The 13015-nt window shown below is 47.9% G+C and carries 14 protein-coding genes; 7 read left to right on the top strand and 7 right to left on the bottom strand.

The genetic code is table 11. The features are described 5' to 3' along the window. Positions 1 to 33 precede the first annotated feature (33 nt). Positions 34 to 1278 (top strand): uracil-xanthine permease family protein, encoded by a 1245-nt coding sequence (locus AB0763_RS04485; protein ID WP_306101435.1) that lies wholly within the window; start codon positions 34 to 36, stop codon positions 1276 to 1278. Positions 1279 to 1388: 110 nt separating this feature from the next. On the opposite strand, the gene upp is transcribed toward AB0763_RS04485, so the two are convergent. After that, positions 1389 to 2015: a uracil phosphoribosyltransferase gene (gene upp, locus AB0763_RS04480; protein WP_306101436.1), complete on the bottom strand. Its 627-nt coding sequence runs from the start codon at positions 2013 to 2015 to the stop codon at positions 1389 to 1391. Between the two features lie 166 nt (positions 2016 to 2181). Between upp and purM the strand changes: the two genes are divergently transcribed. Both purM and purN read left to right on the top strand, forming a co-directional pair. Further along, positions 2182 to 3222, top strand: coding sequence for a phosphoribosylformylglycinamidine cyclo-ligase (gene purM, locus AB0763_RS04475; protein WP_306101437.1), 1041 nt, complete (start codon positions 2182 to 2184; stop codon positions 3220 to 3222). Between the two features lie 59 nt (positions 3223 to 3281). Beyond that, complete coding sequence (purN, locus tag AB0763_RS04470) at positions 3282 to 3944, top strand: phosphoribosylglycinamide formyltransferase (protein ID WP_306101438.1); 663 nt, start codon at positions 3282 to 3284, stop codon at positions 3942 to 3944. A gap of 72 nt (positions 3945 to 4016) precedes the next feature. On the opposite strand, the gene AB0763_RS04465 is transcribed toward purN, so the two are convergent. The 4 genes from AB0763_RS04465 to dnaQ all read right to left on the bottom strand — a co-directional run bounded on the left by AB0763_RS04465 (position 4017) and on the right by dnaQ (position 7708). After that, positions 4017 to 4865 carry a class II glutamine amidotransferase gene (locus AB0763_RS04465; RefSeq protein WP_306101439.1) on the bottom strand — a complete coding sequence of 283 codons (849 nt, stop codon included), beginning with the start codon at positions 4863 to 4865 and terminating at the stop codon, positions 4017 to 4019. 26 nt (positions 4866 to 4891) lie between these two features. Next, complete coding sequence (lpcA, locus tag AB0763_RS04460) at positions 4892 to 5476, bottom strand: D-sedoheptulose 7-phosphate isomerase (protein ID WP_306101440.1); 585 nt, start codon at positions 5474 to 5476, stop codon at positions 4892 to 4894. Positions 5477 to 5723: 247 nt separating this feature from the next. Continuing rightward, a complete protein-coding gene (locus tag AB0763_RS04455) occupies positions 5724 to 6992 on the bottom strand; it encodes a TIGR03503 family protein (RefSeq protein WP_306101441.1) in 1269 nt (422 codons plus the stop codon). Further along, positions 6974 to 7708, bottom strand: coding sequence for a DNA polymerase III subunit epsilon (gene dnaQ, locus AB0763_RS04450; protein WP_306101442.1), 735 nt, complete (start codon positions 7706 to 7708; stop codon positions 6974 to 6976). The genes AB0763_RS04455 and dnaQ overlap by 19 nt, the downstream gene beginning before the upstream one ends. A gap of 52 nt (positions 7709 to 7760) precedes the next feature. On the opposite strand from dnaQ, the gene rnhA reads away from it, so the two are divergent. Beyond that, positions 7761 to 8225 carry a ribonuclease HI gene (rnhA, locus tag AB0763_RS04445; RefSeq protein WP_306101443.1) on the top strand — a complete coding sequence of 155 codons (465 nt, stop codon included), beginning with the start codon at positions 7761 to 7763 and terminating at the stop codon, positions 8223 to 8225. Positions 8226 to 8259: 34 nt separating this feature from the next. On the opposite strand, the gene AB0763_RS04440 is transcribed toward rnhA, so the two are convergent. Beyond that, positions 8260 to 8997, bottom strand: coding sequence for a class I SAM-dependent methyltransferase (locus AB0763_RS04440; protein WP_306101444.1), 738 nt, complete (start codon positions 8995 to 8997; stop codon positions 8260 to 8262). A 38-nt stretch (positions 8998 to 9035) separates the two neighbouring features. Between AB0763_RS04440 and gloB the strand changes: the two genes are divergently transcribed. The 3 genes from gloB (at position 9036) to AB0763_RS04425 (ending at position 12134) form a co-directional block, all read left to right on the top strand. Further along, entirely contained in the window at positions 9036 to 9797 is a 762-nt protein-coding gene (gloB, locus tag AB0763_RS04435; RefSeq protein ID WP_306101445.1) for a hydroxyacylglutathione hydrolase, read from the top strand. 71 nt (positions 9798 to 9868) lie between these two features. After that, a complete protein-coding gene (locus AB0763_RS04430; protein ID WP_306101446.1) occupies positions 9869 to 11458 on the top strand; it encodes a LysM peptidoglycan-binding domain-containing protein in 1590 nt (529 codons plus the stop codon). A gap of 1 nt (position 11459) precedes the next feature. Then, positions 11460 to 12134, top strand: coding sequence for a YIP1 family protein (locus tag AB0763_RS04425; RefSeq protein WP_306101447.1), 675 nt, complete (start codon positions 11460 to 11462; stop codon positions 12132 to 12134). Positions 12135 to 12152: 18 nt separating this feature from the next. Here AB0763_RS04425 and AB0763_RS04420 read toward each other — a convergent pair whose 3' ends face one another. Beyond that, entirely contained in the window at positions 12153 to 13010 is an 858-nt protein-coding gene (locus AB0763_RS04420; RefSeq protein ID WP_306101448.1) for an endonuclease/exonuclease/phosphatase family protein, read from the bottom strand. Positions 13011 to 13015: the final 5 nt, after the last annotated feature.

Genomic DNA, 13015 nt, shown 5'->3' with positions numbered 1-13015 from the left:
CCCCGCCAACTGTTAATTATTGAGGAAGTGTGCATGAAAAATATGATTTTAGGCACCCAAATGCTGTTTGTCGCATTTGGGGCTTTGGTATTAGTCCCCTTACTGACCGGATTGGATCCCAACGTGGCCTTGTTTGGTGCTGGGTTAGGGACCTTGTTATTTCAATTGATGACTCGCCGACAAGTGCCGATTTTTCTTGCTTCTTCTTTTGCTTTTATCGCTCCAATTCTCTACGGCACGCAAACGTGGGGGATCGCCGCCACCATGGGAGGCTTGATGGCCGCTGGAGCGGTCTATGTCATCTTGGGGGGAATTATCAAAGCAAAGGGCGCGGGGTTTATTCACCACTTGCTGCCTCCTGTCGTTGTAGGGCCAGTGATTATGGTCATCGGGCTTGGCTTGGCGCCCGTCGCCGTTAACATGGCACTGGGTAAAACCGGTGATGGTTCAGCACAGCTTATCGACCATCAACTATCACTTTGGGTTTCTGCCACGGCCCTGCTCACAACCATCGCCATCAGTGTATTCGCCAAAGGTTGGTTTAAACTTTTGCCTATTTTTGGTGGTATTTTAGCTGGCTATGCTTTGAGCTTGTCTTTTGGTATTGTTGATTTTACCCCGGTCACGCAAGCAGCCTGGTTAGCACTGCCCAATTTTACAGCGCCAGAGTTCAACCTCAATGCGGTTTTATTTATGATCCCGGTTGCCATTGCCCCTGCGGTAGAACACGTTGGCGACATGTTGGCGATTTCTCAAGTCACCAATAAAGACTACCTAAAAAAGCCCGGCTTACACCGCACCTTATCCGGTGATGGCGTGGCGACGATGGCGGCAGCCTGTTTGGGAGCCCCACCGAATACCACTTACAGCGAAGTGACCGGTGCAGTGATGCTCACCAAAGCGTTTAACCCTGTGATCATGACATGGGCAGCGGTCAGTGCCATTGTCTTGGCACTCGTGGCTAAGTTAGGTGCATTACTGCAAACCATTCCGGTGCCTGTCATGGGCGGTATTATGATTTTACTGTTTGGCTCCATTGCCACCGTTGGCCTCAATACATTAATAAAAAATCAAGTCGATCTCTCTAAATCCAGGAATTTAGTCATTGTCGGGGTGACCTTGGTGTTTGGCTTAGGGGGGATGGCTTTCGGCATTGGTGAGTTTAGTCTGCAAGGGGTAAGCTTATGTGGCATTGTGGCGATTTTACTCAATCAGATCTTGCCACGAGATATCGGTGACAATCACATTGCTGATACGGTTCCAAATCAAGACCGCTAGCAAGCACAAATATTGAATAAAAAAACCGCCGTATCAATCGCGGCGGTTTTTTCTTAACACAGCGAGATTGTCTTAAATAACAACCCCTTCAATCGCTCAGTGAGAAAGGATCACTTAGTACCAAAGATCTTATCGCCCGCATCACCAAGACCGGGAACGATATACCCTTGCTCGTTGAGCTTGCTATCGATAGCCGCGGTATACAACTCGATGTCTGGGTGAGCTTTTTCAAGTGCTTCGATCCCTTCCGGCGCCGCCACAAGCACCAATACCTTGATAGATTGACATCCTTGCTCTTTTAATAGATCGATCGTCGCAATCATAGAGCCGCCAGTTGCCAACATAGGATCAACAACCAGGGCAATACGCTCATCAATATTGGATGCCAATTTATTAAAGTAAGGGACCGGCTCGAGTGTCTCTTCGTCGCGGTAAACCCCAACAACACTGATCCTAGCGCTTGGCATATGCTCTAACACGCCATCCATCATGCCCAAGCCAGCGCGCAAAATCGGTACCACTGTCACTTTTTTGCCTTTGATTTGATCGACTTCCACCGGGCCATTCCAACCATCAATGGTCACTTTTTCCATTTCAAAATCAGAGGTGGCTTCATAAGTGAGCAAACTGCCAACTTCGGTCGCTAATTCGCGAAAACGCTTGGTACTAATATCCCCTTCACGCAACAAGCCCACCTTGTGCTTCACTAATGGGTGCATCACTTCTACAACTTTCATGTCCATCTCCAGCAAAAATAAAATAAACTTTCAGATTATATAGGAAAAAAAGGGAAATTACTTGACTAATTCAAGGATAAAAAAAACAGCGCAAACGTTTGCTCTTTCTCTTTAAGCCCTGTTAGAATAACGCCGTTTTCATCTCTAACAAAACCGAGGAAAGCCTGTGAGTGGTAATAACTCTTCTCTTAGCTACAAAGATGCTGGTGTTGATATCGATGCAGGAAATGCATTAGTCGATAAGATCAAAGGCGCGGTCAAAAAAACCCGTCGTCCTGAAGTAATGGGGGGTTTAGGTGGCTTTGGTGCCCTGTGTGAATTGCCAACTAAATACAAACACCCTGTGTTAGTGTCTGGTACCGACGGCGTCGGCACCAAGTTGCGTTTAGCACTCGATCTTAATAAACACGATACGATCGGCATCGATTTAGTGGCCATGTGTGTCAACGATTTAATTGTTCAAGGCGCTGAACCGCTCTTTTTCCTCGACTATTATGCAACAGGCAAATTAGATGTCGATACGGCTGCTCAAGTGGTGACCGGAATTGCTGAGGGTTGCTTACAATCTGGTTGTGCACTGATCGGCGGTGAAACGGCAGAAATGCCTGGCATGTACGAAGGCGATGATTATGACGTCGCCGGGTTTTGTGTTGGGGTTGTCGAAAAAGCCGATATCATTGACGGCACTAAGGTCGCAGCAGGTGACGCTTTAATTGCCGTTGGCTCTAGTGGTCCTCACTCTAATGGCTACTCACTGATTCGCAAGATTCTCGAAGTATCAGGCGCGGACAAAAATGAGAAACTCGGCGATAAAACCATCGCAGAACTGCTGTTAGAACCGACTAAAATTTACATCAAATCTGCACTGGAATTGATTGAAAAGCACGACATTCACGCCATCTCACACATCACAGGTGGGGGTTTCTGGGAAAACATTCCTCGTGTATTGCCCGCCGGTACACAAGCGGTGATCCAAGGTGACAGTTGGCAATGGCCAGCCATCTTTAGCTGGTTACAAGAAAAAGGCAATGTCACGGAGCACGAAATGTACCGCACCTTTAACTGCGGTGTCGGCCTGGTGATTGCACTCCCACAAGAGCAAGCTGAAGACGCCGTCGCATTACTCAACAACGCCGGTGAAAACGCGTGGGTATTGGGCCATATTGCGGAAGCGAAAGCCGACCAAGCGCAAGTTGTTATTCAATAATTCACTTTTAAAGAGGGAGCACTCTTCCCTCTTTTTTATCAAATAAGCAAAATTGTGTTATGACCTCCCCTTCAACTTCAAACAATATCGTCGTGCTCATTTCAGGCAGCGGCAGCAATCTTCAAGCTATTATCGACGCTTGCGAGTCCGGATATATTAACGGCCAAATCAGCGCCGTGATCGCCAACAAGGGCGATGCTTTTGGTCTGACTCGAGCTGAGCGTCATGGCATTGCGTCGGTTCACCTTGATCACAATGACTATCAAGAGCGAGCTCATTACGATCAAGCCTTGATTGCAACCATTGACCAATACCAACCTGATGCCGTTATTCTTGCCGGCTTTATGCGGATTTTAACCAAAGACTTTGTACAACACTATCAAGGTAAATTACTTAATATTCACCCCTCCTTGTTGCCTAAGTATCCAGGATTGCACACACATCAACGCGCAATCGATAACCAAGATAAAGAACATGGCACCAGTGTGCACTTTGTGACTGAAGAGCTTGATGGGGGCCCGGTTATTTTACAAGCCAAAGTCCCGGTTTATGCCGAGGATACTGCCGAGCAACTCGCCGCTCGCGTCCTACACCAAGAGCACAAGATTTACCCTTTGGTGACGCAGTGGTTATTGTCGGGGCGTTTAAGCATGAAAGACAATCAAGCTTGGCTAGATGGTCAGTGCCTAGGCCCTCATGGCTACGCCGCCGAGCAAGATTGATAGCCATTGAAATCTCAAAAAAAATGACGGCGTGAATACCGTCATTTTTTTACAGATAACATCAGTGTTGCCTTAGTCAAGTGGCTCTGTTGGCGCCTGACTGGCGGGTTTAGCCGCCGCATAAGGCACATTGACTAATTGATCGGCATTAGAAAGCATCAACTCTCCTAAATAAAACACCCCATATTCTCCGGGTTTCATCCGGTGCCATCGCTCATTGCCAGTTAAAGGTTGGGTAGCAATAATCGAGACGACATCTTTTGGGGTCGTTTCTTCTTGAAAATTGATTTCCACGTCTTCGTCGAGCAAGGCAGCTTTGCCAAAGGGAGCCCGGCGTGTAATCCAATACAAGTGGTTGGTGCAGTAGGTCATGACGTACTCGCCATTGGACAACAACATATTAAAGACGCCCAATACCTTTAATTGCTCACAACACTGCGCGACCCACTGAAATACCTGTGACATGTCGTCGGGTTGCGTGGGAAAACGTTGACGTATCTGTTCCAATAACCAACAAAAGGCCAATTCGCTGTCGGTCTGCCCCACCGGGATAGAGGTCGTGGTGGACAATGGCTCTTGGTAATCAGAAAGCTGACCGTTATGGGCAAAGGTCCAATATTGCCCCCAGAGCTCACGAGTAAAGGGATGAGTATTTTCTAACCTCACCCCCCCTCGGTTGGCTTGGCGAATATGGCTGATCACCGCACAACTTTTGATCGGGTATTCTTGCACTAAACGAGCAATTTTTGACTCGCAGCTTGGCAAAGGGTCTTTAAACGTACGAAATCCCTTCCCTTCGTAAAACGTTATGCCCCAACCGTCTCGGTGAGGGCCAGTTCGCCCCCCTCGCTGCATCAGCCCTGTGAAACTAAAGCAGATATCCGTGGGCACATTAGCACTCATTCCGAGTAACTCACACATCTTTGCGCGCCTCTCAATTCAAACTGTTACGCTTTTGGTTCCATTTCTTTTTCGATCAACATAATAAGAATATGAATGATCTTAATGTGGATTTCTTGGATGCGATCGGCATAACCAAAATGCGGAACTCGGATTTCAACGTCGGCCAATCCGGCCATTTGACCACCATCTTTACCCGTTAAAGCAATGGTTTTCATCCCTTTCTCTTTTGCAGCTTCAATCGCTTTGAGTACATTTGAAGAATTGCCTGAGGTCGATAATCCCAAAAGGACATCACCGCGGCGGCCGACGGCTTCAACATAGCGAGAAAAGACAAAGTCGTAACCAAAATCGTTGCTGACACAAGAGAGGTGGCTCGGATCCGAAATAGCGATACCAGGATAGCCAGGACGGTTATCGCGATAACGCCCGGTCAACTCTTCGGCAAAATGCATTGCGTCACAATGGGACCCACCGTTACCACAAGATAACACTTTACCCTCGTTGTTAAACGAATCGGCAATCAATCGAGCGGCGGCTTCTATTTGAGCTAAATTGTCATCGTCACTCAAAAATTGGTTCAACACTGCTGCCGCTTCCGTCAATTCGCCTCGGATAATATCTTGATACATAAATGGATCTCTTTTAGTTAAGTTAACAGCAATTTATGCTGAAATAATCGGGTTAATGGCCATAATAACCGTGCTGTCAAAGTTTACCGCAACCAAAAACACTGTCGAGAGCTAAGAGCGAAAATTTGATGTTAAATCACCGTCTTTGGCACAATCACAACAGAGTAAAAGCCCAAGCACCACCATATTGTCCCCTTATCACCCTTATCACCCTTATCACCCTTATCACCCTATGGGGCAACGCGAGCTACTCTGGGGTGTTAAATGCAAGCTCTTCTTTGAGGGTTTTCTTGGCGCGGATCTTACGAACAATAAACCACACCAATAAAACCAATATCACCACCACAACATTGCCTACGGCGATATAAATCAAGCTTTGTTGTCTGTCTTTAGCGCGCTTAGCAATAATGGCGTCTTCCAAAGCTTTTTGCTTTTCTTGCTCGGCAATGCGCTCTTGTTCGGCGCGGATTTCGGAAAAATCGATTTCTTCCACCACGCTATAGGAATGGGAGGGCAGTTCAAAACTTAACGCTCTTCCCGTGGCTTCATCATTGGCAAACACCTTGCCTTGCCAATGGTACTCGCCGGGTTGGTCTAAATTGGCAAAAGTGAGGTTAATCCCCAAACTTTCACTGCCCGCTTGGCCTTCTTTTTGATCGAGATAACCATTGGGGCCGCTGGTTTCCATGTGGGTCAACAGCGACCCTTTGGCGATCATACCGGCTTCACCACGAATGGAAATCTGATGGTTATTTTGCGCTTGTCGAGCCTGGACAAACGTCGCCGTGATAGGCGTTGGGTACACTAATACCGTTTGCTCTTGTGCCCTTAAAAACACCCCATTTTGCGAGGTGATCCGCGCGCGGTATTTGCCAGGTTCGATCTCAATCGGCAAGTTGACCGTAAAGACACCATCGCCTGGGTATTCATCTAACCCTTGGCCGTCATCAGTAAACGTCCCCATCACGACGGGAATCGGCTTGGCGTCTTTGGCTAAACTGTCTTCATTCTCAACGTATTTAGTGAAGGTCACTTTTAAATTCACCCGATCGAGAAAATCTCTCAAATTGAGCGGCTTATCATTACTGAGTAAACGAGCGGTAAATTTAAGGCTCTCGCCTTGGTAAAGGTTGGCAGGGAAGTCATCGGTATAAAGCTGTAAGTCCGTGACCAATTTTATATTGTTTTTGGGGGTCACTTTACCAACGGCTTGCCAGGGCCCCGGCATTGGGTTGTCCACTGAAATGATATCAAGGTCTGACTCTTGGTACCATTTAACGTCGTCATAGGTTTGCCAGGCGTAATATTTTTGACCGTCGGGCCTGACCAACACTACAGGTTGACTGTTTTTGGCGCGATAAACGAGAAACGTGATTTGTTTAATCGTAGGATCAACGCGAAAGCGATTGTCTAATAGAGACAAGGTCGCTTCGCTCGGCCAGGCAGAGCTTGCCCATACTAGGAGAATGACCCCACAAAAAACTCTCCATCGCTTCACTATTGTCGCCAAAGACATACGCCTCCTTTTTCAATCAAATCAAGCCGCTGTTGGTGTAAGTCTAATTCATCGGCCGACGCATGCAAAACCTTGAGGTTTTTTCGCTCTTGCAAACGACGAACGCCCGAGGCCTCACCTTGCTGATCCTGGCCACTGAACTGAAGAGCCGTTTGACCACCGGTCATCATCAAGTAAACATCGGCGAGGATCTCAGCATCGAGCAATGCCCCGTGCAAGGTTCTTCGCGAATTATCAATACCGTAGCGGTCACACAAGATATCAAGGTTGTTGCGCTTACCAGGGAAGATTTTCTTCGCCATAGCTAACGTGTCGGTGACCGTACACAAGTCCGTGGTTTTTAACGAAGCCTGGCCAAGCAATTCAAATTCGTAATCCATGAAACCAACGTCAAAGGGCGCATTGTGTGCAACCAACTCAGCCCCTTGAATAAAATCAATAAATTCTTGGTGGATATCGCGGTAACGGGGTTTGTCGGTCAAAAAGACATCGGTAATACCGTGAACTTCAATGGCTTCGGGTTGAATCTCTCGATTGGGTTTAATGTAAACGTGGAAATGTCGGCCCGTCAGCTTGCGGTTGACGATCTCCACCGCCCCAATCTCAATGATGTTGTGATTAAGGTAATGAGGGCCGCCTTCTTTATTCATGCCCGTAGTTTCCGTATCGAGTACTACAATGCGATGAACGGCAGAATTGTCGCTGGTATTGGTCATAATAATTGTGTCAGACTATTGGTTATTTTCGTTTGTCTATAGTGTATCAAAAATGATGAAACACGTTGAAATTTTTACTGATGGTTCTTGTTTAGGCAACCCAGGTCCGGGTGGCTATGGCATAGTTATGCGTTATAAGAACACAGAAAAACACCTTTCTAAAGGCTACCGCTTAACCACCAATAACCGCATGGAGATGATGGCGGCCATCGTTGCGCTACAAAGCCTCAAAGAACCTTGCCAAGTGACCTTGACCTCTGACAGCCAATACGTTCGACAAGGGATCACACAATGGATTCACAACTGGAAGAAAAGGCAATGGCGAACTGCAGATAAAAAGCCGGTTAAAAACGCAGACTTGTGGAAACTGCTCGATCGCGAAACCGAGCGACACACCGTGGAATGGCATTGGGTTAAAGGCCACGCAGGCCACCGGGAAAATGAAGTGTGCGATGAGCTTGCCCGCACGGCTGCCGGTCAACCCAGCGACGATGACGCTGGATACCAAGCCGCCTAACCCGCTCATAAACTCATCGCTTATCGGGGTTTGATCAGACTTTTTTTTGGATGCCCTCACAGTTAAGCACCCCGACAGGAGACAACTTTCGCTTAACGCCCCAGTGAGGCTTGATGGGTTTTAATGGGTAAGTGCGCTTACGAGCGACAATGAAATACAAACTTGACAGCGGCGTACCCATTGCCCCTAAACTGTTTTCCAACCAGGTCCACATCACTTGATGTTTTGCCGTAGGCAACAACGCGTATTGCTCACGATGGACGACTTGATAGTTTAACACACTCAGCCAATCGGTAATTCGCTGCGGAGTAAACATACGCCCACTCCAAGGCAGTGCATGCTTTCGCCAGGGTAATACACTGGCAATACCCACTAAACTGACCGGGTTAAAACCCGTGATGATCACGTAACCATCGTCCATAATCACGCGATCCACTTCGCGCAGTAATCGATGTGGGTCGCGGCAAAAATCTAACTGATGAGCCAGAAAAACCGCATCAAAACTCTTTTCGACAAAGGGCAAATTGTAACCATCTGCCACGACATTGTGCAAAGGGTTCTGGATATCTAAATGGACTTGGTGTTGAATGGTACAATAATGACTTGTGAGCTCACAGCTTAACCCGCCGAGTTTGAGCATGTGATAACCAAAAAACTTGGGAGACCATTCGTCAATTCGAGCTTGAATCGATGCCTTCACCCATTGGCCGTTGTGAATTTCTGACCAAGTATAAGGGTGTTGTAATCGTTTTTTGCTTAGCGCTGGCTGCATGGTAAACCTAATCTATTAGAGGAAATGGAGAACGCCCTATGTTGCATGTGAAAAGCATACCCGCCTTTGACGATAATTACATCTGGATCATTCACAATCAAGCGCAGCGCGTCATTGCCGTCGACCCGGGACAAGCACAGCCGGTACTGGACTACCTCACTGAGCATCAGCTCAAACTCGACGCTGTATTACTTACCCATCATCACAATGACCACATCGGCGGCGTGCCTGAACTGGTGCGTCAGTTTCCAGATCTCAAGGTCTACGGGCCGGAAGACGAGCCCATCGCCACAGTGAACCACCCTGTTCGAGCCGGGGATAAGATTTTACTCGGCATCGACACTGTGTTTGAAGTTCTGTCCTTACCGGGTCATACTTTAGGTCACATCGGTTACTATGGTCACGGCGCGGTTTTTTGTGGCGATGTGCTGTTTGCTGCCGGCTGCGGCCGTTTGTTCGAGGGCAGCCCTGAACAAATGTTTACTTCTTTGCAAACCCTCGCCAACTTGCCTGATCAAACGCAAGTCTATTGCGGCCATGAATACACCGCCAGCAACGTCACTTTTTCGTTAGCCGTCGAGCCTGATAACACTTCACTACAAGCATACCGAGATACCGTCAACCGCTTGCGAGTCAACAACACCCCCACTTTGCCGACCTCTATTGAGCAAGAAAAAGCCATTAATCCCTTTCTGCGCACTCATGTTGACAGTGTGATTAATTCCGTCAAAGAAAAAGCTCAAGGTGAGGATCCACTCTCCATTTTTACCGCGCTCAGACAATGGAAAAATGAATTTTAACGATTTCTTACTTGTCTCAATCCCATTGAGACAAGTATCATCACGGGTCGTTAATTAATAAGGCAGAAGTCATGCGGTTAAAACACTCTTGGGTGATCGCTTTATTCTTGGTCGGGTGTCAATCCACGCCGACTGAAGATACAGCAAAGACCTCGGTCCCGACCAATAAAAACACGTCATCATCCAAACAAGACTCAAAGAACAAACGCTTGTTTGAGCGTTCACCGGCAACAGCTCGCAAAGCTTTCCAAGCGCAACCCGAAGCGCTCACCGCCCAAGAGCAAGCCGATTTATGGGATCGCATTGTTTTGCAATTTCGCCTTCCTATCCCAGAAAACGAAAGAGTCGACTATTATCGCCGCTGGTACCTCGATCACCCTGAGCACCTCGACATCGTAGCCAAACGCGCGGATCCCTTTTTGTATTTGATCACCGAAAAGATTGAACAGCGCGGTCTGCCCTTAGAGTTAGCCCTATTGCCTGTTGTCGAAAGCTCATTTGATGCCTTTGCCTACTCAAAAGGCAGTGCCGCAGGTCTGTGGCAATTCATTCCCTCAACAGGGCGCTTATACGGTTTAAAACAAAATTATTGGTACGACGGCCGACGCGATGTCAATGCAGCGACCGATGCTGCGCTCAAATACTTGTCTAATTTAGGCAAGCGATTTAAAGGCAATTGGCCGCAGGCGATTGCCGCCTACAACAGTGGCGAAGGCCGGGTTTATCGTGCGATCAAAACCAATAAAGCCAACGGCAAGCCAACCGACTTTTTTTCTTTGAGCTTACCGGCAGAAACCACCGATTACGTGCCGAAATTATTGGCCCTCGCTGACGTGTTAGCCCAGCGCGAAAAATATGGTTTAACCCTACCTGCAATTGATAACGAACCACAACTCGAGTTGGTTCGCCCAGGCGAGCAACTCGACCTAGCGATTGCCGCTAAGTACGCCGAGATAAGCGTCAAAGAACTAGAAAGCTACAACCCTGGCTATAACCGATGGGCAACAGCACCGTCTGGGCCGCACAGTTTGTTATTGCCGATCGATAGCGTTGACACGTTTAATGACAACCTTGCTAGCCACAAAGGCGAAGGCCTTCATCTGGTACGCTACCAAGTCAAATCCGGCGATACCTTGAGCGAGATTGCTAGCCGTTATCGCACGACGACACAAGTGATCAAAAACGCCAATCAACTCGACAGCAATACCATTCGCATTGGCCAGTATTTGTTGGTCCCCAAGTCCATCCAAGATGCATCGACATACGCATTAAGCGCTCAAAACCGCTTAAAGGCGACCCAGTCAAAAAGTCAAGGTCAATACAAGCTCAGCCATGTGGTACAACGCGGTGAGAGCCTATGGACCATCGCCAAACACCACAATGTCTCTTATCAATCCTTGGCAAAATGGAATGGTCTGGGCCCCAAAGACACCTTAAGAACGGGGCAGTCACTGGTCGTTTGGAAAAAAGGCCAACCGGGCTCAGTGATCCGTCGCGTTAGCTATCAGGTCAAATCCGGTGATACCTTAAGTGAGATTGCAGTGAAGTTCAAAGTCAACCGCAGTGACATTGTGCAATGGAACAATTTACACCAACAAAAATACCTACAGCCTGGGCAAGACCTCAAGCTTTATGTCGATGTGACCAAGGTGAGTGTCTAACATGACGACAACGCATCAGATCAAACCATGGCATGTCATACTGCACGGTTTCACTTCGCCACAGCAAGCCTTTATCACACTCTATCACCAGCCCAAAGCGGGCTGGTTCGCTTATCTGGCCTTAGTGCTCAGCGTGTTTTTATTTTGGGGCGCCTATTTCGAGCGCACAGACCCACAATGGTTGCTCGCTCAGCTCAGTCAAATTTACCCAACTCAGTCACTGCCCGATCCCCAGACCTTATTAGCTGGGCAGATCATCAGCGATGTTTTATCGAGAACGCTGTGCATTGTATTATTGGCAATCTGGTTTCACCTCGCCACCAAACACATCGTTAAACTCACGCTCAGGCAATGGTTTGCCGCCGCGTCTGTGATGATGTTACCCGCTCTGCTTGGCGATATGGCCAGTTACGTCAGCGGCATCTTGCAACACGAACCCATTGTCATTTTCAGTGCTGATCTCAACAGCCTTAATGGCCTTTTACACTTAGAACCAACCTCAAAGTGGTCGCAAATCGCCAGTGCGTTTCCTTTGCTGATGCCCTGGTATATTGTACTCGGTTACGGCGCTGTACTTACATGGACACCACTCGAGGGAGGTCAAGCCCTCGCCATTGCCATGTTACCTTGGTTGGGCTTTTTCTCATTTTGGTCGCTTGGGGTGGCCATTAGTTAATCGCCTCGTCATCAAACACTAATCCGCTGACAGGGAAAACGAGACTTGCAGCGGGTTGTGATCCGAGGCGTCACTGTGTGTAGCTTGAGCATGTATCACGCTCAAGCCGCGATAAAAGACGTGATCCAACACAGCGCGGCCAAAAAAACGGCTTCGCTTATCCGGTGTAAAAGCCACCTCTTGCCATGACGGCCCTTGCAACAAGTCCGCCACAACGGCTCGACGCTCAGGACTCCATGTATTAAAGTCCCCTGCCACAATCGCCGGCGAACTCGGGCTCAATTGCTCAAGCGCAACTTGCAACTGCTGTCGATAATCTTGTGTCGACAGGGTAAAATTAATCGCATGTAAGTTAACTACTTGCAAAGTCTGTCCCGTGCTCAATGTATACTCAGTAATAAGCAGTGATTTGGGCAAGCGCAGCCACGGCTCTGACTGGAGAAACCCACAAGCGCGTCTTGGCAACACTTTTGCCATTGTCATGACGCCCGCATCTTGTGACAAAAAACGAAAAGCACGAACTTGCAAAGCCCTGAGGTGCTGATTTGAAACCCAATCGCTGAGCTCGGCGGTTAAGCTAGATTCTTGCAATAAAATTAACTCTTTATCTTGGCTTAATTCGGTCAGCGCGCCTTTCCATCCCGGCGTATTTTGCTTGTAAATATTCCATACCAACAAGGAAAAACGCCCTTGGTCATCCAAAGGCAGCGTTGGTATTTGTCTTGCTGGCTCTTGAATACACGTCTGTTGAGTGCGCAACACCTGCTGGCCAAGTTCGGTTAGCTTAGCCTGTTTTGAAACGTCAAGGTTTTGATAAACCATCCCCCCCGTTAAAAAGGCCGCAACAACGCTCAACACCCCGATAAATTTTATCATTCGAA

This window comes from Vibrio sp. HB236076 (genome assembly GCF_040957575.1).
In the GTDB taxonomy this organism is placed as follows: Bacteria; Pseudomonadota; Gammaproteobacteria; order Enterobacterales; family Vibrionaceae; genus Vibrio.
Note: the sequence above shows the minus strand (reverse complement) of the source record. Positions and strands in the feature narration are given on the sequence as shown.

Excerpts from the sequence above, each read along its gene's own strand:
- AB0763_RS04485 (WP_306101435.1), top strand. The coding sequence starts at position 34 with ATGAAAAATATGATTTTAGGCACCCAAATGCTGTTTGTCGCATTTGGG.
- upp (WP_306101436.1), bottom strand. The coding sequence starts at position 2,015 with ATGAAAGTTGTAGAAGTGATGCACCCATTAGTGAAGCACAAGGTGGGC.
- purN (WP_306101438.1), top strand. The coding sequence starts at position 3,282 with ATGACCTCCCCTTCAACTTCAAACAATATCGTCGTGCTCATTTCAGGC.
- AB0763_RS04465 (WP_306101439.1), bottom strand. The coding sequence starts at position 4,865 with ATGTGTGAGTTACTCGGAATGAGTGCTAATGTGCCCACGGATATCTGC.
- lpcA (WP_306101440.1), bottom strand. The coding sequence starts at position 5,476 with ATGTATCAAGATATTATCCGAGGCGAATTGACGGAAGCGGCAGCAGTG.
- AB0763_RS04455 (WP_306101441.1), bottom strand. The coding sequence starts at position 6,992 with ATGTCTTTGGCGACAATAGTGAAGCGATGGAGAGTTTTTTGTGGGGTC.
- dnaQ (WP_306101442.1), bottom strand. The coding sequence starts at position 7,708 with ATGACCAATACCAGCGACAATTCTGCCGTTCATCGCATTGTAGTACTC.
- rnhA (WP_306101443.1), top strand. The coding sequence starts at position 7,761 with ATGATGAAACACGTTGAAATTTTTACTGATGGTTCTTGTTTAGGCAAC.
- AB0763_RS04440 (WP_306101444.1), bottom strand. The coding sequence starts at position 8,997 with ATGCAGCCAGCGCTAAGCAAAAAACGATTACAACACCCTTATACTTGG.
- gloB (WP_306101445.1), top strand. The coding sequence starts at position 9,036 with ATGTTGCATGTGAAAAGCATACCCGCCTTTGACGATAATTACATCTGG.
- AB0763_RS04430 (WP_306101446.1), top strand. The coding sequence starts at position 9,869 with ATGCGGTTAAAACACTCTTGGGTGATCGCTTTATTCTTGGTCGGGTGT.
- AB0763_RS04425 (WP_306101447.1), top strand. The coding sequence starts at position 11,460 with ATGACGACAACGCATCAGATCAAACCATGGCATGTCATACTGCACGGT.
- AB0763_RS04420 (WP_306101448.1), bottom strand. The coding sequence starts at position 13,010 with ATGATAAAATTTATCGGGGTGTTGAGCGTTGTTGCGGCCTTTTTAACG.